Genomic DNA, 21,533 nt, shown 5'->3' on the forward strand with positions numbered 1-21,533 from the left:
ACTACACGCGCGGAATAAAACAAACAATCACAGAAAACAACCTAATATGCATATCACACAACATAAAAAGAATATTCAACCAAAAAAAACCACACAAAACAACACCAACATAAAAACAAACATCTACTCAACCAAAAAAAAGTCCAAAAACCAAAAAAAATTATGAGTCAGCCTCTTAATTAAATAAAAATTAAATGATAAGTATCTGAGTAAAATTTACACATGAAATAACTTATAATTAAATCTAAACATAATTAATCTAAAGCATAGAAAATTAAATAATATACAATTTAATGCTAATCTAAATAATGATTTTTTATGATTTTAATAATCGTAAGATAGAAGATAGAATAATAAATAAATAATGTGGGGATAGAATGGGCCTGGAAAATTTGATAAAAGCTGCTTATAAAGAATCTGTGGACAGAACTCGTAGAGGAGATAAGTTAGAGGAGATAGAATCCATTCAAGATTATATAACATCTTCTAAAAGAATTATTGTGCCTAACTGGAATCAGGCAAAAGTAAATGTAATAAACGAAGTTTTAAATGAATTTAAACTGTCAGAAGCAGAACATTTGAAATTCCACACTAATTCTGCAGACTTATCTCGAATGCCCGCCATCACTAAAGCCCAGATGGCACTGGATTTATATGATTGTGATTTAGTAATAGCTCGTGGCCGATTAGGAGTTCCGGGATCAGGTTCTTTAATGGTTATTTTAGATTCTAAAGGGCGTATTCTGACAGGGACCACATCCCCATCCCACGTAGTACACAATAAAGACCTTAAGGATGCTGTAAGAGATGAAATAACTATTTGCTTAGAAAGAATAGGTTTTAAAAAGTGAAAATTACTCTAATTACAGTTGATTTTATGAATTACGAAAATAATCCAAAAAAGGATAACTGTGAAAATCCATTTCAACAGAAAGAAGAACAAAAATACTGTTCACCGAAACTTGAAATGGGAATAACCTCTATGGTGACTACATCTTACTCATCTTTAACTATTTGGGACATTATTAAGATTATATCTGGTAAGAAGAGTGATGCAGTTAATGAATGGATAGATTCATTGCCAGTTCAAATAGAAAGGCCCGTGGTTGTAGGCACTTATCTAACCGGGGCTAGTTTAGCTCAAAAATTAGTTCAAAGGAAAGAAATAAAAGAAGTTAAAGTTTTAGATATTTACCCTCACCTTAAAAAATTATTATATACTTTATGGGATGTCGAATCTAAAGATAGTGCTGTTAATGAAATTAATAATGCTAAAATCTCTTTTTCAACTGACTTAGGCCACTTGAAAACTGGAGATATGGTAATAGATACCACTGGCCTAGGTGGAATTGATGTTAATCAGATTAAAGAATTAAATTCATGTGAAGTATTTTTAGTTGAAGATCCTTCCTCTGATGGAAGTGATGATCTGATTCAAAACAAAAATTTTACTGAACAAAGAATTAAGGCCAGTTCTGCAAATCATCGGGGCCTAATATTCACCTCAGGACTAGGGTCCAAAACATCAGGAACCATGACTTTGACCATGGATGTGCTCAGAAAATCTCTTGAAGAAGTTTTAAAAGAAGAAGGAGTTTTATATGCTGTGGCATCACTTGATTTCTATGAAAGAATTCTTTTTAAAGAAGAAAATACAGAAAAATTTCTAGAAACTCTGCAAAGGCCCGCCATGGTTGTATCTTCCATTAAAGCTGTGGATCTGGATATTATTCTAGCCAAACAATTGACGAAAATTAGAGTGACTATTAAAGAAGATGTTGGGAAAAAAAATGAAGATTAGGAGATAATATGAACGCAGCAGAGCTTTTTCAGAAAATTGAAAAAATAATTCCTTTGGATATTGCATTAGAAGGAGACAAAGTTGGTTTTATCGGTTCTGAAACTCCAGATGATATTCAAGTGAAAAATGTTCTTGTTTTAATGGATTATATTCCTTCATGTGAGCTAAAATTCCTTTCCAATAATTTAAACAATTCAAAAATAAGTAATTTAAAAATTAATTATGAAGATTATGATTTGTTGATAACACATCATCCTCCCATTATTAAACCAGAGATTCCTACCTATGTCATTCATTCCAACTGGGATTTAATAACCCTGGGTGCTTGTGACTCACTGGCAGAAACTCTAGAAATAAAAGTTTTAGATGTTTTAGATCCTGAAACAGGGCTAGGAAGATTGGGGAGTCCTCTTAATGGGCCGGTTTCCCTGGAAGAGTTGGAAGCCCGGGTTATGGAAAAATTGAATATAGATTGTATTAAATCAGTTAAAACATCCAAATTTCTAAATAATCCTCAAATGAAAATTAATAAAGTAGCCGTTGTCTCTGGTTTTGGTCTCAATCCAAATTTTATTAAAAAAGCTCACAACAGAGGCGCTGAAGTTTATATATCTGGAGATCTTACCCATCCTGGAGCTATTATGGCCAAAGCACTGGGAATAAACTTAATTGATGTGAATCATCACGCTAGTGAAATACCTGGCCTTTATGATCTGGCCCGGTTAATTAAGGACTTAGGAATTGAAGTTGATGTTTTTAATACTGGAATTCCATGGGATACTAAATTTAAGTTCATTTCAGATAAATAATTCAAAAGTATAATTTAAATATTAATATTTCACAGATATGCTAATTCATTGACATTATTACTCACAAAAGTTAAGTATTATAAAAAATAACAATTGTTATATATTATTTGATTAAGGAATTATAAATAAAATTATTATAGTAAATTGAATTAATAGGTGTAAAAATGAGTGACATTGCAAAACTGGAAAAGAATAAAGTTCCTAAAGGAGAAGTTTCGTTAGTAGGCCTTGGAAGATTGGGGCTACGAACAGCTTTAAACTTAATACAAGCTCATAGAGGTGGGCCAAAAACAGTTTATGCCATAGATGGTCAAAAAATTTCAATCGATGATTTGATTTTTAGAATGTATGGGGCTGAAATTGGTGAATATAAAGTTGATTTCATTAAAAGATTGGCCGGTGCAGGATTCAATAAAGAAATTATTCCCATTACCCTAGATATAAGCCCTGAAAACATTGAATTGATAAAAGGAGATGTAGTTTGTATTGAAATTGCTGGAGGAGACACATTAAAAACAACTTCAGAAATTATCAAACATGCTCATGCCAATGGTGCCTTAACAGTCAGTACTGCAGGTGTTTTTGGAATAGGTGAAGAAGAAATAATTGTTAATAATATATCTGAGCTGGAAAATGACAATCCCATTGTTGAATTCCTGAAAAATGAAGGAATAACAAAAAACCACATTTTAATAGGAACTGGAAAGCTAATTAGGGATTGGGAGCCAGTTACACCTTACACCTTAGATCGAATTTCTGCTGTTATAACTAGAGAAGTTTTAAAACTTCTGGAAAAGAAAAATAATGAAAAATAATCAGTATTTAATTTAATTGGTTGATTTAAATTGACTTAAATTAATTTAATATTTTTTATGCTTCTTAATTAATATTTAATTTTAATAGTTCATTTTTTAGCAATATTCTCTATTTTTAGTATTTTTTATTATGTATTTTATTACTATTATTAGCATTATTATTATAGAACTTAGTTTATTTTTAAAAAAATTAAATAGATTAAAAATCTTATCACAATGTAATGATAATAAAAATAGCAACTGCTGAATGTTTCACCCATGGAAAAGTGGCCCAGGAAATTCATTCATTTTCTCAAGGTTATCCTCAAAATTACACTTGGAATCTGAATTCTTCAGATTTTAATTTGTCATTAGTGGCCGGGATGTTTATACCCACCATTAATGGAGTTAAAAATGTTTTAAGGTTTGATCCCACAGAACCTTTAGAAACCATTAATGATATAAAAATCTATGATCAAGAAGGAGACCTTGAAATGGCTGTTTTAATGGCCAAATCCGTACAAAAAATTTGCAAATCAGATATGGGTGTGGGAACCACAGCCGGTGTGGGAAAAGGAGGCCTGGCTGTCTGTGATGACAAACACATTCTTTTGAGTACTTCTGACGTTCACAGCGATTTAAGAAATTGTGAATCCTCACTAATTTTTGAAAGGCAAAAATCAGGGATAGAAAAAGTGCTATTCATGTTGGAATGTCTTATTACAGGCCAATTCGATGCTATAAATTCAAAAGAAATAATTAAAATAGATAAATGATAATATTCGGTAAATATAATTTGAAATTAGCCTAAAGTCTAAAATATATAAAATAATAATTACAAATTATCTTAAAAATATCCCAAATACTTTTCTTGAAATTAATTAAATAAAAATTTCTATTTCGTAATGCAAAATAATCATTTTTTTCAATTTCATTCTAATTTTTTGCTTTTAAGATGAATTTAAACTTTTTTCATGATATTTATTTATTAAACTTATTCCATACTATATATCGTTGAATTCTATTTAATTGAATTTCATCGAAAATCTAAAGGTGGTGGTTAAACTGCTATTGGAAATAACCGATCTGGCAGTTGAAGTAAGTGGAAAAAAAGTTCTAAAGGATATCGATTTGTATATTGATGAGGGAGAAACCCATGTTCTACTGGGCCCCAATGGTTCCGGAAAAAGTACTCTATTTATGACAATTTTAGGATTTCCTAAATATAAAGTTACTAATGGAGAAATTCTATTCAAAGGAGAAAATATAACCAATCTTAATACTACAGAAAGGGTTAAAAAAGGCGTTGGCGTGAGCTTTCAAAACCCTCCAGCCATTAGAGGAGTCCGTTTAATGGACCTTTTAAAGGTGGAAAGTGGTCAAAACCCTGAAGATGAAGAACTTAGTCCCGAAATGCTTGAACTAGCCTATAAAATGAAATTAGACGAAAATTTTCTGGACAGAGATGTTAATTTAGGATTTTCTGGTGGAGAAGTTAAAAGATCCGAGATATTGCAGCTTCTTGCACAAAAACCTGATTTTATCATGTTTGATGAGCCTGACTCTGGAGTGGACATTGAAAATGTAGAACTCCTGGCAGAAGAGATAAACATATTGTTAGATAAGGACAAGAAACCTGGACTTAGGAAAAACTCTGGTCTTTTAATTACTCACCTAGGTTATATCCTTAACTTTGTAAAGGCAGACACTGCTCATGTTTTAATGGATGGTAGAATTGCTTGTTCTGGAAACCCCAGTGAAATTATAGAAGACATTCGGAAAGAAGGATTCAAAGGGTGTGTACAATGTTGCGGGATACACTAGGAAAAGCTGAAAAGGCTAAGGAAAAAAAGGCCCTTTACGGTGAAGACATTGACCTGGAAAAGTTCATAAAAGAAGAAGCCGGTGACCATGAAAAAGTGAGCCGGGCCAATGAAGTTCCTAAAAAAGTCCAAGACACTTTACTCAAAGTGGGAGTAGATCCTAATGAGCAGGAAAGATCTGGGACTTTCATTCAGGTGGATCAAACAGGAGTCTGCAGCACCTGTGGCTCTGAATCAGTGGAAATAATGGGTATGAATGTTGCTTTGGACAAATACAACTGGTTAAAAGATTACATGTGGAAATCAGTAGCTCCAGATACTGACAAATACACCGCCCAGACCGCTCTTCGGGAAGCTAATGAAGGCCCAAGCGGATACTTTATAAGATCATTGCCTGGTTCCAAAGAAGTTTTCCCTCTGCAAGCATGTATGTTCATTGGTGACGAGAAGGTCATGCAAACCGCACACAACGTGATAATTGCCGAAGAAAACTCAGAACTTCACATTATTACCGGTTGTGCTACCGGGGAAGACGTAAGTTCTGCCCTGCACGTGGGTGTGTCCGAATTTTACCTGAAAAAAGGAGCTAAAATTACCTTTACCATGGTACACAACTGGGCCGAGCAAGTAGATGTAAGGCCGCGTACTGGAATAATGGTTGGAGATGACTCTACTTATATCAGTAATTATATCTTAACCAGCCCTGTTAGAAGCATACAATCTTATCCTACCGCATATTGTACTGGTACCAATTCAAAAGTTCTTTTCCAATCAATTTTAGGTGGACAAAAAGATTCTGTACTGGATATGGGATCCCGAGTACTCTTAGAAGGTGAAGGAAGTAAAGCAGAAATGATTTCACGTGCGGTATCCAAAGACCAGTCCCAAATCTACTCTCGGGGTCATTTAGCTGGCCGAACACAAAATGTTAAAGGACATTTAGAATGTCATGGACTGGTATTATCTGACGATTCCATGATATATGCTGTTCCTGAGCTGGAAGGTAGTGCTACTGAACTCGAAATGTCTCACGAAGCAGCAGTGGGTAAAATAGCAGAAGAAGAAGTTTTATATCTCACATCTAGAGGTTTAACTGAAGAAGAAGCCGCTTCAATGATTGTAAGAGGATTCTTAAGCATGGATATAACTGGTCTTCCACCAGAACTGGCCTCGGAAACCAAAAGAATGTTAGATGCTAGTTTACAGGGAATTTAATTTTCTAATAAAACAAAAAACTTCTTAAATCCTTTTTTTATTTTCTTATTTTTTGTTATAAATAGAAAAATAACTTTTAACATTTCTCAAAAAGTAATTTTAAAAATTTGTTTATAAAAATAACTGATAAAATATTAAACTAGATTAATTGAAAAATAATTGAAAAGTTATGAAGTTAGATTAATATTTTAAAATATTTATTAAAAGAGAATAATTTAATTAAAATATTAAATCATAAAATAGTCATTAATTAAATTTATTATACAATATTAAGGTAGGAAGAAGGTGAAACACCTACTAACGGGAAAAATGAGTTTATTCAGCAATTATTATAAATTCGCCTACTTTTTCAACTTTGCCGAATGGAACCAGTAAAAAGTCTCCTTTCTTCTTAGAACCTTTTACATTGACATTTCTGCCTTTTTCCACTTTAATAACAACATCGGTGATTTTTCCAGTTTTATCATTAATCACCAGTTCTTCTAGCTCTCCTAAAATTCTTGCATTGCTAGTAGCTACCTGGTATCCTTTAATTTCGCTCCAGAATTTTTCTTCCCCTTTAATCAGTTTCCTTTCTTCCATCATTATCACCAAAAAACTTTTCAAAGACTTTCATGTCTTTACAAGTATTAATATTTAAGGCAAGTTCGATTTTAGGAACTTCCAAAACTTCCTCATCTTGTATCTTGTTTATACTCCTTAATATATTTACTCCCGAGGGTACTATGCCTTCAAGAACAATAGAAGGTTCTAAATCATATTTTTCAAAAATTTCAATAGGAACTGCCACACACATAGCTGGTTTTTGCGATTTTTTATATCTTAATCGGTACTCGTTTAGAATAAAATCTATTAATTCTCCATCCACACCAGGAATATCAGAGCCAATAGTCAATAAGGTTTCATCAGGATTTTTTGATTCGAAATAGGATAATAAAAAACTTAAATCAGCTAAATATCCGTCCCCAGGAGTTTTAATTATTTTATATCCTTTTTTGATTGCATAATCTTCGGTTAATGGAACATGATGACTAGTAGCAATGAAAATATTGTTTATATTAGTAGAATCCTGCAAATTATCCATTACGCAATCAATTAAAAATTTTCCATTGACCTGTACCAGGGGTTTCTCACAATCCAATTTCATGCGAGTTCCTTTACCACCAGCCATAACTAGAGCAATTGCCATGAGAATACCGGATATTATGTCTTTATAATTATCTTAAGGAAGTAAATTAAAATAAGAAAAAGATGAAATAATTTTAAATAAAAAATTAATAATCACGCTTAAACTCATTTTTGATTCTGCAATTTCCTTCTAGGACCCAGTATACAAGGCCCACCTTGTCTTCCGCCAATTGGAATATGCGGAGTTCCAATGGAATTCATACAACGTGCCATAATTGCTGCACCCATAGCCAGAGCATCTGAGACAAAAAGACATTCTTCAAATCTATCTTTAGTATAATCCAGTATTAATTCAGGTTTTCGACCGGTGATTCCAGCTCTTCCAGTAACTCCCAGAACAGATCCTTCAGGGACAACACCTTCCTGAAATGCCTCATCCACTAATCTTTTTACAATCAATGCACTCACATAATCTAAAGTTCCAAATAGAGTGTGTATGCCATCATTTTCATATATTTCATGGCCAATTTTAGTTAATTCATCTATTTTGTCCCCATTGGTTCCAATATCACATCCAATCAATGTAGTTCCAGCATCATATGCTGCAGCAGGATCTACAGGAACCGTTCCAAATCGAGTTCTATCCTCAGGAACCTTTCTAATGTCCACAAATTCATGAATTCTCTCTGCATAGACCAGTGACTTTTTCCAATCCGCCTTTTTAATTATATCTTTATTATATAAATCTAAAGCAGCACCGCCCCTTTTATCAACTTTTTCAGTACCCCTAATTATGGCATCAGAAACTGCTCCTGCCAGACCACAGAAGTTTCCCACCGTCTTGGCATAGGGTTCGTCATTATTGACTATTCTTCCAGCTAATGTTGTCCCGAAGTCCATTGATACACAGGGGTTTCTGAAATCAACGTTGGTCCATTTAGCACCCAATTTTATACCCGCAGTAACCAGTTCACCTTCCATTTCATTGGCCACTACCTCTTTTCCAGTTGGAGGGATAACACTAACCACCGCCCCATCAAATATGACCTTTTCTAAGAGAGTAAACTCTTTTAATCTATCTGGTAAGCTGTCAATTGAAAGTGCAGGGGCCATTTTTCGAGGAGGAATTCCTGCTTCAAGACATCCATTAGCCAAGGAAATAATGAGTTTACCCACTTCTTGTGGGGATGCGAATCCAGCAGTAACGCCTGTAGATCGCACTACAAAGTCCAGATCTTTTTCTATATCAAGTTTTGATAGTTTTAATGATTCTAATATAGTATCTCTAACCATATCTGAAACAGATTCCTGGGTCAGTTCCACACCCCATACCGTGGAGCCAAAAACCTCTTCTCCTTTTTTCGGAGGCCTTATATCCCTGGTCATTTTAACGGTCTTATCTAGTAAGTAGCTACGGCTGGTATTCAGGTTTGTAGCAGTTAATATACATTTAGTCGTCGTATTACCCAATTCTACAGAGGCCACAATATAATAAACATCAGGCTTCATAGAATATCCCGAACCCACAGTTTTCTTTGTAAATGGTGACGTTTTTGCGTCTTCTATTGATATATATCTACTTTTGGCCATTACTGGCTTTGGTCCTAATCCCAATACTCTTTTTAAAAATGACAAATGTATACCCCCGAAAATTACATGAATAAAAATTCAATTAATTAAAATTCAATTTGACTAAATTTAGAAAATTGATAAGTCTGAAATTTTTTAATTAAATATGAATTTGAATATGAATAGTCTATTTAAATAGAATATAAATTTTATGAAAATAATCTTCAAAAACAATTTAAAAGTTATTATATTTTTATATAAACTCCATAGTATCTAATAAATAATATTAAAATGAACATTGAGAGACTATAAAAAAAAATAAATAAAAAAATAAATTAGTATGTAATCTTTTAAGCAGTTCTAACAAGATGTATAGTGCATGGGGCATGGTGAACAATTTTCTCAGAAACGCTTCCTAAAAGGTGCTTATCCACAATACTTTTCCCGGTCCCCAGCACTATAACATCTACATTTTCTTTTTCGGCAGTTTTAACAATTTCATCTGCAGGGCTACCCTCCAGCATTAATCCTTTAAACTTGATATTTGAATAATCTGGTCCCGTGAGAGCTTTTTCCATGTCCACCAGTATTTCTTTCCCTCTTTTAGTTAACTCTTCAGCCATCATTTCTTTAACTTTTTTAGGAGTTAAAAAGGGAACAGATGTTTCCACAACATATACACCTATTACTTCTGCATCTCTCCCATGCAATAAGTCCACGGTGTGTTCAATAAGATCATCCATGTACTCGCCCATGGTAGCTACTAATATCTTCTCATACATTTTAATCACGCTAATACATATAGTCTTAATACTGCATAAGTTATATAGGTTGCCAGTAAAATTAATCCTCCAGTACGGTTTAACTTATTTCCTCCGGCTTTTATAATGACTATCAGTAAAACCGTCACAAATATCATGAATGGAGCATCAAAACTCATTGATAACGGTTCAACTGGAATAGACATGAATAAAGCAGGCACTCCGATACCTATTAAAATATTGAAGGTGTTACTGCCCAGTACTGTACCCAGAGAAAGTTCGTGAAGGCCTTTCATGGCCGAAGAAAAGGTGACCACTAATTCTGGAATACTGGTCCCTATAGCCAATGTAAAAAGACCCATGATCATTTCAGGAATTCCTGCAATCCTAGCCAGTTCCACCCCACTGTAAACCAGAATTCGGCACCCTACAATCAATCCTCCCAGCCCTAAACATACTAAAGCCAGTTTTTTTTTATCTATGGAAGCCATTCTGGAAGTTTTGGTCTTGGATTCAAATTCCTTCTCAGAGTCGAATTCCACCAGTTTTTCCTGTTTTACTTTTTCTTCAGCATCAAATTTCTTTTGATCTTTTATTAAACGCCATAGATAAACCGCATATAATAAAATCATGAACACTGAAGCAATTCTACCAATATCACCGAAGAACATGAAAAATATAAGAATTAGGCCAGTTCCTAAGGTTACCAGACCATCACGCTTTAAATCTCTTGATTCTGTCTTAATAACTCCAGCAAAAGTTGCAGTAATCCCTAAAATACCTGCTATGTTCCATATATTAGATCCAATGACTACTCCCACACCAATATCAGTACTACCGGATAGAGAAGCTATCATGGCTGAACCAAATTCAGGAAGAGAAGTACCAATAGCTGATGCAGTTACCCCCAAAATAATTTGAGATATTCCCAATGCCCCCCCAATTTCCACCAAGTTATCCACAAATACATCTGCGGATTTAATAACGATTATTAAAGAAACTATTAAGGCTCCGATGAGCATTATTAATTCTATCAAAAAGATCACCAACACTTATTTCTAATATCCATATAATATAGTTTTTGAAAGTCAACAACTATTAATTTACAGTTTTAACTAGCATTATTGAACATGGAGTTGAATGAACCACTTTCTCAGATACACTACCTAACAAGTGTTTATCAACAATACTTTTTCCCGTACCCATAACAATAATATCCACATCTTCTTTTTCAGCAATTTCCACTATTTTTTCGGCAGGGTCTCCTTCAACTATTAATTTTTTCAAGTTTATCATATAAGTAGAAGGAGTATTGAATTTATTGGCCAAATCAGCTAATATTTCATCGCCTCTTTGAGAAAGTTCCTCTTTCATGAGTTTTTTCACATTAGAAGGTGTCAAAAATGGCACGGAAGTATCAATCACATAAATACCAATAACCTCTATTTGTTTCCCTTGTGCCATTTCAAGAGTATTTTCTGCCAATTCGTCAATATATTCGCCCATAACAGGTAACAATATCTTTTTAAACATTTTTTCACTCATCAATAATTTAATCGGTTATGTAAAGTTATAAGATTTAGCTTAATGACTAGCATTTGCTTGCCATTAGAAAATAATGAAAATTCATACACCGGAACAATGTTTCCTTTTTCCACTATATAAATTATGTTATTATTAACTAATAAAAAAAAGTTTTAATAGATTATTAAAATTTGATTAAAATTAATCCAAAAACAAATAAATTAAAATCCAGTTAATATGTAAAAAAAATAAAAAATAAAAAAGAAAGGGAAATCCCTTCTTAGAGCAGTTTATGAATTGGGTGTCCTTCGACAGCTTCAGTTCCTATATCTGCAGCAGCTTCAGCTATGAATATGTCAGCCATAGCACATGCTGGGAAAGCAATTTTAGCGTTTTCAATAGGGCCAAAGAGTACAAAGTCACCACCAGCCATTTGCTGAACGATGTTAGAACCGATATCACAAACCGGCCATGCTTCTTTGTGTTCTTTTTTGTATCCTCTTAACCAGTCCCATGCGGATGGCACGTTGTGAATACCACTACCTACAGGGTAGCCCCATTTACTTTTAACAGCAAATGAAGTTCTGCAAGCAGGTCCAGCACCTTGACCTAGAGGAGTAATAGCTACATCCATGAATGGTTTGGTAATTCCACATTCATCAGACATTTCTAATAGTCCTTTATCAAGAGCACTTCCACCATCTTCCCAGATTCCAATTTTACCTTCTACACCAGGTTCCATAGGGTTGAACCCCAGAACAATTGCAGATGAGATGTCAGTTTCTTTAACTGCATCCAATTCAGATTGTTCGGAAGCCATGTTTATAGAGTTGTAAATTGCTCTTTCATCCAATCCAGCTTCATGTGCATATTGTGCACCCGCGATCTTAGCTTCCGCTGAAGTTGAATCTATCATGAAAGGTGCATCGCTTACTTCACCTACAAATTCCAGATATTTAACTATTGCATCTGCGGTTGCACCGAAGGTCTGGACGATATGTGGGTTTCCAGTAACGTCAGACATTTCTTCCATAGTTTTTATTAATGCTTCAGCTGCGTCTTTATCAAAAACTCCAGCTTTTTCATCACTAATAATTTTGTGTCCACCGTAAAAGATGGTTCCTGCTAAAACAGTTGGATATTCACCAGGCTGTCCACCGACTTTGACACCAGCGACATCTATAACAACTTGTTCTTTATCAAACCTAAACATATGTAAATCCTCCTAAACACCTAAAGATTTTAGGAATGCTCCTATTGCTACAACTTTGAATACTACTAACAGGATGAATAATCCTATTATGATTCCGTATAGGATTCCAATATCCCTACCAATTTGTTGACCCATTCTTTGAGAGATTTCACCCCAGGTGAATTCGACTTTTTCTTCCATTTCGTCTAATCTCTCATTAGCTTTATTGAAATCATCTGCAGAGACAATAACAGTAGGTACAATATTTTTATCTTCTTCTGCCATATTATCATGCCTCTTATTTCACTAAAACGTATATAACAGGTAGTCCTACTAAGACTAAGGCCAATATGAAGCCCATAGCCATACCAGAAATTCTGGTAGCTATGAGTCCAGCGAATAGCCTTTGGTCCCTACCAATTAGGCCTGCCCGGTATTTCACATCTTCTGCTACTTTTTTAATTCCTCTGACATTAGGTTTATTTGATATTAACATCTTAAAACCTCGTTTATATTAGTAGGAAAGTTCCGACAGTCAAAGTGAAGATTAAACCAATCATGATTCCCTGAACTTTACCAGAGTACATACCTGCAAATATTCTTTGCATTGCACCGACGTTCTTGACTTCGGTCTGAATATTTCGCATTCTGGCCTCAATTAGAGCAGTTTCAGGAGCTACAGGTCTTACTTCTTCACCTTCTTCTTCGTCTCCACCTTTTTCTTCAACTTTTATGACCATTGCTTCTTCTTCGAATGCTCCAGGATCTTTCTCGATGCACTCTTTGACTTTAGATTGTATAGCAGCAGCGTCTTCAACGTCAATCATACTAATGATTTCCAATTGTTGTTGGAATCTTTCGATACCATCATCATCTATGTTTTCAACAAATGGGATAGCACCAGACGCACCAGCGATTTTTCGCTTTTCGTCGACACCATTAGCGTGAAGTGCTTCTATACTTTGGCCAGTGATGTGTCCTTGTACTTCAGATCCACATAAAATTAGGAATCTGATGTTAGGGTTAGACACAATGTTAGCAACCATCTTTTCAATTCCGAGGTTTTCGGTTTTACATGGTCCAGCAATAGCAGCTCCAGCATCGGCAACTACGTCCTCATTGTGAGAACCTAAAGTAGTTGCTGCGACAGGGCTTTCAGGATCTCCAACAATGTAGTCCCCGTTTACTACCGGCCATCCTTCTGCGGGTGATTTTTTCTCAGCCACTTAAATACCTCCTTAAAGTACTCCAAGGAATGCATGGAGCATAGCTAATAGCAGTATAAGACCGAATACAAACCCATAAACCATATTGGTTAGCTTACCTGCATTCATGTAAACGCCTTCCCTTCCAGGGAAAGAGTCTGCAGGGGCCGTGGTAGGATCTAGAGAATTGTATAAATCATCTACTGCTGCTTCCAGTACATTTAATTGTTCATTTACTGCGTCCAAGGAAACTAAGACGACATCTCTACCTAAAGCTGCTCCAACCATACCTGTGGAAGGGTCAAGAGTCAAGTTGTATTCAGGAGCAATTTTAATTAAAGGTAACATTTCCATTTTGATTCCTCCTAGTGTTCTTCCTCTTTAGGCCACATTCCAGACCATTTAACCGATGCTGCTTGTTCTTGGGAAGCAGTGATGTATGATCTGATTGATATGAACCATCCGATAGCACCAACTAACGCAATTACCCACCATGCTTGAGTGGAAACCATTCCTAACAGACCATAAATAGACATGGCCATGAAAGCAGCGGCTCCTGCAAGTTTAAGAGTTCTAGTTCGGTCTTCTTGCGGACCTAAACAAGCGTTAAATGGGTGTTGTATAGCCATGGTATTCATGATTAAAAGAAGTGCTATAAATCCAGTTGATATAACTGATGCTTGGATAAGTGCCATGGAATAACTTCCAGCAATAGCTGCAGAAAATCCAATTACGGATAAAGCAGATGCGCCTGCCAATTCAGCAGTACAGCTTACCAATACTGGTATTTTCATTTTAATAATCTTTTTAGCTATTAAAGCAACTATGGTACCGACAATTACTGCCAAGATAAATCCGAACAGCGGTGCTAGTATTGCAAGAGATGGACCAAAGATGACTGCGCCAGCTAGCCCACCTAAACCACCTAAAATACCAATAGATAAAGACATGTATCCAATGGAAGGTACACCAGTACCTAGACCGTAACTTGCAACACGTGCAATAGCGTCAGCACCCCAAACGATGGCACAAACAGCACCTAATGCTGCAAAAAGAGGCCCTAATACCGGACTAATTGGAGTTAAGTAAATACCTGCGAGTCCACCAATTACTCCCAGTGCTAGGGTATGTTTAGGGTTGACAGAAGATTCTCCGCCACCTCCACCTGCTACTGACATTAGAGGACACCTCCTTGGATGAATAAAATACTTACAATTCCAGTTACCAGCGAAGCTATGAAACAAGCGAGTAATCCTCGAGGGATACGCTTGAATTTAGGGTCGTGGAAACCTTCAATAGTACCACCTATGTTATAGGAAGCTACTACAGAATTTATAAAGAAAATACCTACTGCAAGAATTCCTGCTAAGGCAGCCGCAGCAATAGATATTGTTGCGCCTGCAGTTAATGCAAAAGCTGAAGTTTCAGCAAGTGCATTATATAGGTAGTAATAAATTAGTCCTCCACCAATTCCACCTAAAAGTCCTCCAATAATTCCGCTTACATAACAAACGGTTGGAATTCCGTGACCTTCGGTTCCTGGTGTTACGAACTTACTTTGTTCAAGTTTAGTAATTGGGTCAACATCTACTTTCGCTGATGCAGGTACACAACCTACACCAAAAACGTAAATGAAGTTACCGAAAAGCATGGTTATACCGAGCATTAAACCTGAACCAATAGCACCTGAAGCTAAGATAAGCCATAATGGCTGTCCAGTTAGGGCTGCTGCGGCAATCAGACCAGTCATACCTCCCCCTGCGGCGAGCATAGCTGTACCTGTTCCCACACCTGTTGCTGTTGCGATAGCTGCTGGAGCACCACCTACTGGTATGAAGTGTACACCTCCGCCAATTAGGACTCCGCCAACAGTTATTGCACCGATTAATAATAATGGGTCCATTCTATATCCTCCTATTATTCGATGTATGGGCCGTACTTGTTTCGGGCAAATGATTCAACTTTGCTGTTGATTATAATCAATAGTAATAGTATCACTACACCTGCAATTACACCGCCAAATAATCCAAAGACGATAGTAATCCAGAAACTTAGGAAAACAATTAAACCGAAAGCAAAACCAGTTACAGGTCCACCATACTTTGCACAGAACATTACAACATCCATAGAGTTTCTAGCGCCCAGTTCTGCCTTTCTCACAATATCACCGTGAATAGCTACGGGAATACCTCCACCAAACGGATATTGTTGGTACTCTCTTTCAGCACCGTAGTGAACATCCCCAGTGGATGAACCTATTGCTCCGATAGTTATTCCCCAAAGCACTGCCAGCATTGGAAGTGGGAATGGGTGGCCTAAGCCTTGAATTGGTAAAGTCATCAAGTATGATAATCCAACAATACAAAATGTAACGATGAATCCGTGGCCAGCAATTGGGCCTAAGTGTTGATAAATAACATCCATGTATAAAGGTTGGCCAAATTGAGCTTGGCTTACAATCCTTCCCATATGAGATGTTGTAGCGAATGTGGCGTGAACCAAAGCAGTAATAGCTGCACCGGCTGCTATAGCCACAACGACTGGTAAATTTAAAGAAAACATGAAAACAAATGCCAAAGAACCTGCTATACCTACCCAGGCACCCATTTGTACTGGTTCACCAGAAACGGCCTTGTTAAACATTCTGTGAAGATTACCCATTTGCGGAGCAAGTTGTACCTGAGAGTTTGGGTTACTCATGGATCCTACATCGGATTCCAAATCCTCAGCAGCACCTGCAATAGTTGCAGCGGCTCCCATAAGGGCAACAACACCTAATCCTGTTATCATAGGGTCTACCATATTAATCCTCCTTACTTTTAAATAAAAAAATAAAATAGGTGTTTGCGTTACACCTATTTAGCTGGGGAAATGAAAGCTCTTTCTCCGGCTGGTTCGAATTCTCTTAATGCACCTTTAGCGAACATAGCCCGTGGGTTAGTGAAATCAAATGCTAAGTTGTCGTCAGCAAATGCTATTTTAACCAGTGGGTTGAATACAAAGGCGTCTCCTCGAGCAGCGTGTGGAGCTTGAGCGATTCCTGCGTATTCACCTTGGTGACCTACGTTCATTGCGTAGTTAGGATAGTTAGGTCCTCTTAGTTCAAGAGGTAATCCTTCGTCGTTCCTGATGGAGAATACGTTGGATGCACCACATTGATCTTGCAGATCGTAACCATAGAATCCTAGCCTGGAATGTTGTTCTTTGTGCAAGTACATGGATAAGTACCATGCGCTTAGACCGGTTTGAGCGTTTCCAGTTGCAAAAGCAGTGGAAGCTCCGGCAGCAGCAGCAACAACAGCAGCACGCTGGGAACCACCGAACTGAGTTTCAAGTAGAGCTGGGTATTCTTCGTATTGCTCAAGAGCATAGAAGGTAACTTCAGATCCTACGTCCAGTACAGTGTCCATGTTATTAGGTGCTTCAGTTAAACCGAACTTGTCTTCTACGTATTCTTTACCGAAGTAACAGAAGTCGTCTAAGACATTGTCAGTGTAAGCTGCGGTAGCGTATTGAGTGAACCCTACACCACCAGACATGTAAGAACCTAACCAGATTTGATCGTATAACATTGCTCCCATAGCTACAACATCTAAGGTTGTGCGTACTGGGTCGTCAGCGTTCACTCTGGAAGATTGGCATATGTCTGCTAAGTAACCGAATGGAATACCACCAGGTTCGTTTTCTCCTCTTGCTCTCCTAACAGGCAAATAAGTACCCATGTGGATAACTTCTGCGTGTTTTGCAGCGTATGCGAAGTCCCCTGTTGCGGCTTCTCCAGCACACTGTTTGTATGCAGAAATCATGGACATACCTACTTGCATAGCAGACCATCGGGAGGTGGTTGCACCGTCACAAGTTCGTGAAACGATAGTTGGGATCCGTACAACTTGCCAGATTCCGTCTCCTACTTCAGCTTTTAATACTTCAGCTTGTTCGTCAGGGAACATTTTGTTAATGTCCAAAACAAAAGCTGAGTCAATTTCAGATGCGATTTCGTCATTACCAGTGAAAACTTTTACATAACTGTCAGCTACTAAAGTAGGGTCAGTTTCCACCATGTGTTCTTGAACAACCGCAGCACCAGGCATTGCGTGGTTTACAGTTTCCAAGTAGTGGGTAATTGTTTCAGGGGTAACTTCTTTACCTAATCTTTTTTCAATAACATTGTGGGCAGTGTTTAAACCTACAACTACGGTTCTTTTAATGTCATCTGCCATTTGCTGCATAGCAGCGTTATTTACGAAGTGAAGATCGTCACCCTCTACATAAGTATCGGTTGTGGAAACTTGGTAAGGCATTAAAGCTCTTTGTCCTAAAGGAGTACCAACGTCTGGGTTGTACATTGGAATTCCACGTTTTTCAGCTATTGCTTTACCTTCGTTCACAAACTGAGTTTTTCGCTCAGATTGTTTCCATCCACCTTTATTATAGAAAGTGGTTTTCTTTTCATCCGGGGATTCTTCGAATTTTGTCTTTAATGCGCTTATGAACTTTTTATCAGCCATAATCATTACCTCCCCTAATTATTCTGCTGGGTTGTATCCACCTTGGGATCTTAAGACGTGGATTCTGTGTAGAACTTCTACAGCGTCTTTATCATCCTTATAGGCTTCTCCATCTACCCGGTATATGGTGGTTTTATTCATTAAAGTCTCTTCGTCCAATGGCTCACCTAAAGCTACTGGTTCGTCGAGTTCTTCACCAATTTGGTCCTTGACCATTTCAACAATGCCGGTCTCTTTATTGAAGACTTGTCTTCGAAGCATATCAAACATCATACCATCTTCGTCGAGTCTTAAAGAGTGTCCGTGCACAGCTGCTCCTCTTACACCTGTTCTAGCAGGATCAAAGAATTCAGTTTCTAAGAGTTCTTTGGAGATTTTTTCCAGATCTCTTTCTCTGATTTCAATAATCTGTCGTCCAGATAGAGTACCAGCATCTGCTCCTCGGTATCGGCTTACGTAAGCTCGAGATCGAGTGAATGGTTGAGCAGGAGCAAAGTACATAGAGTCGGTAAACTGAATGTATCTGGTCCGGTCACCAGCTTTTGCACCGTCAAGAGGCTCTACTAGCTCTCTAATTGGGTCTTCAGGTTCGTCCATTTCTTCGAGTGGTGGGTGGACGCTTGGGTATTCCTCACCAGGAGCTCTATGACCTAAGATTTTTACTACATCTTCGTCAGAGATCTCCCTTAACTTTTCTAATTCATATTCAGGGTTACAGAAATTTCTTCTGTTTTGGGCAACCTTTGTAGTTCCGGGATAATATTGTGCCATATCATGCACCTCCTAATGCTAACTTAACTTTTCTAATAATCTCATCCAACTTTTCTTGGGGACAAGTTTCTCCTCGTATTACGCCACTAACAATATCAACTATTTTTCCTTTAGTTTTGGGGTTTTCAGGCATCACTAATCTAGTTTTAACACCTATTTTTGCAAAATCTTCAAAGTCAACCGGGTATTCACAAATAATGACGCAAGGTTTATCAACATTCCGCAATATCAGTCGGGCTTTATATATAATGTGAGATTTCACACCACCCAAATGAACCACTAGAACCTTGTGTCTTTTCATTTGCTCAATCTCCTTAGGAGTTAAGCCAAAAAGACTTCCTGCACCAGAACTTGGAGCATCCTGAGGAACTCCTGCTCCTGCATTTAACACCAGAGTACTGGTCATCAAATTTGCTTCCCTTAGAGCAAATGTTATTTCACAAACGGGCTTAGTAATATGTCGCCTTCCGGGGGACATGGCCACAGCCAGTATTTCACTACCGCACTCAGCAAAAGTGCCCCTTTGAGCTATTCCGCCTCCTTCACCCATCCCCATTGTTTCCCTACAGTCTACAACGTGGGTGCATTTGCCAATCATCTTAAAATTCCCAATTGTGTTTTTAATATATTTGTCGTTAGTAAATCAATAATGGTTCTTCTAAATCAATTTAAAAGAATTCATCCGTCTTCACTAGCAAATCAATTTTCTCTCCTTTGACATAGATTTCTCTTATGTCGGATGCTTGGCATTTGCTGGAGGGAGTCTTTGTCTACGAATAAACATTTTTTTGATAGTTTAATATCATAAATGTCATTCCATAGTCTTTCCGTTGTATCTGCTCCTAAAAGCCTATGCGGAAAAATTTCCATATCCATTAGTTAGTAAGCCCCCAGAAAATAGTGAGATTATTTAAATGTCGCCTTTTATGTCGGCAGCTGCCTCCACGACATATTTAAGTGGTTCTCGGAATTCATCCACTTGGCTGAACACTTCTTTGATTAGTCCAGAGGTTGCTTCAGGGGAGAACATCTGGGTACCTGCGTCAAGAGACATTGCAGCAGCTACACAAGGTATAGCAAACCCTTTACTGTGTCTAGTTACGATGTGGTTTCCGTTGAAGATACCAGGACCTCCACCACCATAGATAGAGTGACTGAAGAAAGAGAATCCTACAGCTACACCTTCGGTTCTACCGAAGTCTACGCTTGGTAATCCAGTTTCGAATTCAATTGAATCGTTGTAGTATAATAGAGTGGATGATACACCTTGTGCAGCACGAGCAGCACCTTGGTTTACCATGGTAGCGGCCATTACACCAGCTGCAGCATAAGCATTCCATTTAGCTAAGTCGTCGGTTCCGTATACTTTGAATCCATTTAGATCTTTTTCTACGCCTATAACACCGTCTTCAGCAGCTCTGTCTACTATATCTGCAATTACAGATCCTACAGTACCTTCAGCACCGTTGGATTTGACCAGATCATATACTACATTGTCTGCGTTCATACCTTGGTAAGCTAATCCTAATAAGTGCATTCTTTCAAATGCACCTACAGCATCACCCATTTCAAACATAGCTGCTTGTTCTAAGATACTTGATAGAGCAGCAGACTGCATGGTGTTTTTCAAAGTGGTAGCAACCACGTGGTTCACCATAATGTTTCTTAGGGCGTATCCTGGACCTTCTAATTTTTGTGGAATGTCCAGCATGGTAGCAATGTTAGCACCCATGTATTCTACAGATTGTGGGTATCTACCCAGAACGGCTGCCTTAATCATGTTTGCATCGTACATAGAGATGTCAAACTCACTGACTATGGCTTGAACAAACGCAGTAGCAGTTACTAATGGTGCAGCAGAGTATTCTGCAGCAGCATCAAATCTAGCTGTTGGTAATTGTACTAAAGCCTTTTTTCCACCAGAAAGTAACTCTACCTTAGTGTCGTCGCCCTCGGTTACTTGGATCATTTCTTTAGCGGTTGCAGCAATTGATTCTGCACTACCTACTATATCGAGATCCAATTCTCTTCCTAAAATTTTACAGGCAGGTCCACCAACTTTGGCAGCCTTCAAGGCGTTTTCTATACCTTCTAAGTTCACAGCTACTGTCCTCTTAATACCTTGAACAATACTTTTAATAGCTGGGTTACGTAGCGGACTTAGAGCTTCTAGTGGTACTTGTTCTTCGACGAGGTTACCTCTGTCGTCATACAAGTCGATCTTATCATCAAACTTCGCCATTTTTTCCCTCCTAACAATTAATTTCCGTATACACGCCTCATGAACGTTGCATATTTTATGCATTTTAAATAATTTCGCTTTGAGGAAGTGCAATTGGCACTTTAGTTAGTATACGAACCTTCCTTTAGTTCAATATATATTATTAAACTTTCTTTCCGGTACAAGTAGAAAGACTTATAAGGAGTATACTA

Annotated in this window: 25 protein-coding genes and 1 pseudogene; 7 read left to right on the forward strand and 19 right to left on the reverse strand. The window is 37.2% G+C overall.

Features of this window, described 5'->3' with window-relative positions:
* Window positions 1–377 precede the first annotated feature (377 nt).
* From Q7I96_09590 to Q7I96_09620, 7 genes are all read left to right on the forward strand, one after another.
* Complete coding sequence (locus Q7I96_09590; protein ID MDO9627860.1) at window positions 378–851, forward strand: DUF3236 domain-containing protein; 474 nt, start codon at window positions 378–380, stop codon at window positions 849–851.
* A 26-nt stretch (window positions 852–877) separates the two neighbouring features.
* The gene (locus Q7I96_09595; protein MDO9627861.1) at window positions 878–1,801 is read left to right on the forward strand and encodes an SAM-dependent methyltransferase HcgC family protein; all 924 of its coding nucleotides are present in this window, start codon (window positions 878–880) and stop codon (window positions 1,799–1,801) included.
* An 8-nt stretch (window positions 1,802–1,809) separates the two neighbouring features.
* On the forward strand, window positions 1,810–2,610 hold the full coding sequence (locus Q7I96_09600; protein ID MDO9627862.1) for a Nif3-like dinuclear metal center hexameric protein: 801 nt from the start codon (window positions 1,810–1,812) through the stop codon (window positions 2,608–2,610).
* A gap of 164 nt (window positions 2,611–2,774) precedes the next feature.
* A complete protein-coding gene (locus tag Q7I96_09605; GenBank protein MDO9627863.1) occupies window positions 2,775–3,425 on the forward strand; it encodes a hypothetical protein in 651 nt (216 codons plus the stop codon).
* 221 nt (window positions 3,426–3,646) lie between these two features.
* Window positions 3,647–4,180 (forward strand): UPF0254 family protein, encoded by a 534-nt coding sequence (locus Q7I96_09610; GenBank protein MDO9627864.1) that lies wholly within the window; start codon window positions 3,647–3,649, stop codon window positions 4,178–4,180.
* Between the two features lie 289 nt (window positions 4,181–4,469).
* The gene (gene sufC / locus Q7I96_09615) at window positions 4,470–5,228 is read left to right on the forward strand and encodes a Fe-S cluster assembly ATPase SufC (protein ID MDO9627865.1); all 759 of its coding nucleotides are present in this window, start codon (window positions 4,470–4,472) and stop codon (window positions 5,226–5,228) included.
* Complete coding sequence (locus Q7I96_09620) at window positions 5,210–6,442, forward strand: SufD family Fe-S cluster assembly protein (protein MDO9627866.1); 1,233 nt, start codon at window positions 5,210–5,212, stop codon at window positions 6,440–6,442. Before sufC ends, Q7I96_09620 begins: the two co-directional genes overlap by 19 nt.
* A 315-nt stretch (window positions 6,443–6,757) precedes the next feature.
* Here Q7I96_09620 and Q7I96_09625 read toward each other — a convergent pair whose 3' ends face one another.
* The 19 genes and pseudogenes from Q7I96_09625 to mcrB all read right to left on the reverse strand — a co-directional run bounded on the left by Q7I96_09625 (window position 6,758) and on the right by mcrB (window position 21,342).
* Window positions 6,758–7,024, reverse strand: a complete 267-nt coding sequence (locus Q7I96_09625) for a PRC-barrel domain-containing protein (GenBank protein ID MDO9627867.1) — start codon at window positions 7,022–7,024, stop codon at window positions 6,758–6,760.
* Window positions 7,002–7,631 carry an NTP transferase domain-containing protein gene (locus tag Q7I96_09630; protein ID MDO9627868.1) on the reverse strand — a complete coding sequence of 210 codons (630 nt, stop codon included), beginning with the start codon at window positions 7,629–7,631 and terminating at the stop codon, window positions 7,002–7,004. The genes Q7I96_09625 and Q7I96_09630 overlap by 23 nt, the downstream gene beginning before the upstream one ends.
* 104 nt (window positions 7,632–7,735) lie before the next feature.
* Window positions 7,736–9,205 carry a methanogenesis marker 14 protein gene (locus Q7I96_09635; GenBank protein MDO9627869.1) on the reverse strand — a complete coding sequence of 490 codons (1,470 nt, stop codon included), beginning with the start codon at window positions 9,203–9,205 and terminating at the stop codon, window positions 7,736–7,738.
* Between the two features lie 284 nt (window positions 9,206–9,489).
* Window positions 9,490–9,921 (reverse strand): universal stress protein, encoded by a 432-nt coding sequence (locus tag Q7I96_09640; GenBank protein ID MDO9627870.1) that lies wholly within the window; start codon window positions 9,919–9,921, stop codon window positions 9,490–9,492.
* 5 nt (window positions 9,922–9,926) lie between these two features.
* Window positions 9,927–10,937 (reverse strand): calcium/sodium antiporter, encoded by a 1,011-nt coding sequence (locus Q7I96_09645; protein ID MDO9627871.1) that lies wholly within the window; start codon window positions 10,935–10,937, stop codon window positions 9,927–9,929.
* 61 nt (window positions 10,938–10,998) lie between these two features.
* Window positions 10,999–11,445 (reverse strand): universal stress protein, encoded by a 447-nt coding sequence (locus tag Q7I96_09650; GenBank protein MDO9627872.1) that lies wholly within the window; start codon window positions 11,443–11,445, stop codon window positions 10,999–11,001.
* A 259-nt stretch (window positions 11,446–11,704) separates the two neighbouring features.
* Window positions 11,705–12,637 (reverse strand): tetrahydromethanopterin S-methyltransferase subunit H, encoded by a 933-nt coding sequence (gene mtrH, locus Q7I96_09655; protein MDO9627873.1) that lies wholly within the window; start codon window positions 12,635–12,637, stop codon window positions 11,705–11,707.
* A gap of 12 nt (window positions 12,638–12,649) precedes the next feature.
* Entirely contained in the window at window positions 12,650–12,901 is a 252-nt protein-coding gene (gene mtrG / locus Q7I96_09660) for a tetrahydromethanopterin S-methyltransferase subunit G (protein MDO9627874.1), read from the reverse strand.
* Between the two features lie 13 nt (window positions 12,902–12,914).
* Complete coding sequence (mtrF, locus tag Q7I96_09665; protein ID MDO9627875.1) at window positions 12,915–13,112, reverse strand: tetrahydromethanopterin S-methyltransferase subunit F; 198 nt, start codon at window positions 13,110–13,112, stop codon at window positions 12,915–12,917.
* A gap of 13 nt (window positions 13,113–13,125) precedes the next feature.
* Complete coding sequence (gene mtrA / locus Q7I96_09670; protein ID MDO9627876.1) at window positions 13,126–13,842, reverse strand: tetrahydromethanopterin S-methyltransferase subunit A; 717 nt, start codon at window positions 13,840–13,842, stop codon at window positions 13,126–13,128.
* Between the two features lie 12 nt (window positions 13,843–13,854).
* Window positions 13,855–14,175, reverse strand: a complete 321-nt coding sequence (locus tag Q7I96_09675) for a tetrahydromethanopterin S-methyltransferase subunit B (protein ID MDO9627877.1) — start codon at window positions 14,173–14,175, stop codon at window positions 13,855–13,857.
* 11 nt (window positions 14,176–14,186) lie between these two features.
* The gene (gene mtrC, locus Q7I96_09680) at window positions 14,187–14,999 is read right to left on the reverse strand and encodes a tetrahydromethanopterin S-methyltransferase subunit C (protein ID MDO9627878.1); all 813 of its coding nucleotides are present in this window, start codon (window positions 14,997–14,999) and stop codon (window positions 14,187–14,189) included.
* Window positions 14,999–15,724, reverse strand: a complete 726-nt coding sequence (gene mtrD, locus Q7I96_09685; GenBank protein ID MDO9627879.1) for a tetrahydromethanopterin S-methyltransferase subunit D — start codon at window positions 15,722–15,724, stop codon at window positions 14,999–15,001. The genes mtrC and mtrD overlap by 1 nt, the downstream gene beginning before the upstream one ends.
* Before the next feature lie 14 nt (window positions 15,725–15,738).
* Window positions 15,739–16,623 carry a tetrahydromethanopterin S-methyltransferase subunit E gene (gene mtrE, locus Q7I96_09690; protein ID MDO9627880.1) on the reverse strand — a complete coding sequence of 295 codons (885 nt, stop codon included), beginning with the start codon at window positions 16,621–16,623 and terminating at the stop codon, window positions 15,739–15,741.
* 53 nt (window positions 16,624–16,676) lie between these two features.
* Window positions 16,677–18,329 (reverse strand): coenzyme-B sulfoethylthiotransferase subunit alpha, encoded by a 1,653-nt coding sequence (mcrA, locus tag Q7I96_09695; protein MDO9627881.1) that lies wholly within the window; start codon window positions 18,327–18,329, stop codon window positions 16,677–16,679.
* Window positions 18,330–18,347: 18 nt separating this feature from the next.
* Window positions 18,348–19,100, reverse strand: coding sequence for a coenzyme-B sulfoethylthiotransferase subunit gamma (mcrG, locus tag Q7I96_09700; protein MDO9627882.1), 753 nt, complete (start codon window positions 19,098–19,100; stop codon window positions 18,348–18,350).
* 1 nt (window position 19,101) lies between these two features.
* Complete coding sequence (gene mcrC / locus Q7I96_09705) at window positions 19,102–19,698, reverse strand: methyl-coenzyme M reductase I operon protein C (protein MDO9627883.1); 597 nt, start codon at window positions 19,696–19,698, stop codon at window positions 19,102–19,104.
* A 138-nt stretch (window positions 19,699–19,836) separates the two neighbouring features.
* Window positions 19,837–19,976, reverse strand: a pseudogene (locus Q7I96_09710) (methyl-coenzyme M reductase operon protein D).
* A 34-nt stretch (window positions 19,977–20,010) separates the two neighbouring features.
* Window positions 20,011–21,342, reverse strand: coding sequence for a coenzyme-B sulfoethylthiotransferase subunit beta (gene mcrB, locus Q7I96_09715; protein MDO9627884.1), 1,332 nt, complete (start codon window positions 21,340–21,342; stop codon window positions 20,011–20,013).
* Window positions 21,343–21,533 lie beyond the last annotated feature (191 nt).

The organism is Methanobacteriaceae archaeon, from assembly GCA_030656015.1.
Classification (GTDB): Archaea; Methanobacteriota; Methanobacteria; order Methanobacteriales; family Methanobacteriaceae; genus UBA349.

Coding starts and splice junctions, on each gene's coding strand:
- mtrG (MDO9627874.1), bottom strand. CDS start 12,901: ATGGCAGAAGAAGATAAAAATATTGTACCTACTGTTATTGTCTCTGCA.
- mtrE (MDO9627880.1), bottom strand. CDS start 16,623: ATGGTAGACCCTATGATAACAGGATTAGGTGTTGTTGCCCTTATGGGA.
- Q7I96_09605 (MDO9627863.1), top strand. CDS start 2,775: ATGAGTGACATTGCAAAACTGGAAAAGAATAAAGTTCCTAAAGGAGAA.
- mcrC (MDO9627883.1), bottom strand. CDS start 19,698: ATGATTGGCAAATGCACCCACGTTGTAGACTGTAGGGAAACAATGGGG.
- Q7I96_09590 (MDO9627860.1), top strand. CDS start 378: ATGGGCCTGGAAAATTTGATAAAAGCTGCTTATAAAGAATCTGTGGAC.
- Q7I96_09640 (MDO9627870.1), bottom strand. CDS start 9,921: ATGTATGAGAAGATATTAGTAGCTACCATGGGCGAGTACATGGATGAT.
- Q7I96_09610 (MDO9627864.1), top strand. CDS start 3,647: ATGATAATAAAAATAGCAACTGCTGAATGTTTCACCCATGGAAAAGTG.
- mcrA (MDO9627881.1), bottom strand. CDS start 18,329: ATGGCTGATAAAAAGTTCATAAGCGCATTAAAGACAAAATTCGAAGAA.
- Q7I96_09595 (MDO9627861.1), top strand. CDS start 878: ATGAATTACGAAAATAATCCAAAAAAGGATAACTGTGAAAATCCATTT.
- mtrF (MDO9627875.1), bottom strand. CDS start 13,112: ATGTTAATATCAAATAAACCTAATGTCAGAGGAATTAAAAAAGTAGCA.
- Q7I96_09620 (MDO9627866.1), top strand. CDS start 5,210: ATGTTGCGGGATACACTAGGAAAAGCTGAAAAGGCTAAGGAAAAAAAG.
- mtrC (MDO9627878.1), bottom strand. CDS start 14,999: ATGTCAGTAGCAGGTGGAGGTGGCGGAGAATCTTCTGTCAACCCTAAA.
- Q7I96_09630 (MDO9627868.1), bottom strand. CDS start 7,631: ATGGCAATTGCTCTAGTTATGGCTGGTGGTAAAGGAACTCGCATGAAA.
- Q7I96_09600 (MDO9627862.1), top strand. CDS start 1,810: ATGAACGCAGCAGAGCTTTTTCAGAAAATTGAAAAAATAATTCCTTTG.
- Q7I96_09675 (MDO9627877.1), bottom strand. CDS start 14,175: ATGGAAATGTTACCTTTAATTAAAATTGCTCCTGAATACAACTTGACT.
- mtrD (MDO9627879.1), bottom strand. CDS start 15,724: ATGGACCCATTATTATTAATCGGTGCAATAACTGTTGGCGGAGTCCTA.
- Q7I96_09650 (MDO9627872.1), bottom strand. CDS start 11,445: ATGAGTGAAAAAATGTTTAAAAAGATATTGTTACCTGTTATGGGCGAA.
- mcrB (MDO9627884.1), bottom strand. CDS start 21,342: ATGGCGAAGTTTGATGATAAGATCGACTTGTATGACGACAGAGGTAAC.
- Q7I96_09625 (MDO9627867.1), bottom strand. CDS start 7,024: ATGGAAGAAAGGAAACTGATTAAAGGGGAAGAAAAATTCTGGAGCGAA.
- mtrH (MDO9627873.1), bottom strand. CDS start 12,637: ATGTTTAGGTTTGATAAAGAACAAGTTGTTATAGATGTCGCTGGTGTC.
- mcrG (MDO9627882.1), bottom strand. CDS start 19,100: ATGGCACAATATTATCCCGGAACTACAAAGGTTGCCCAAAACAGAAGA.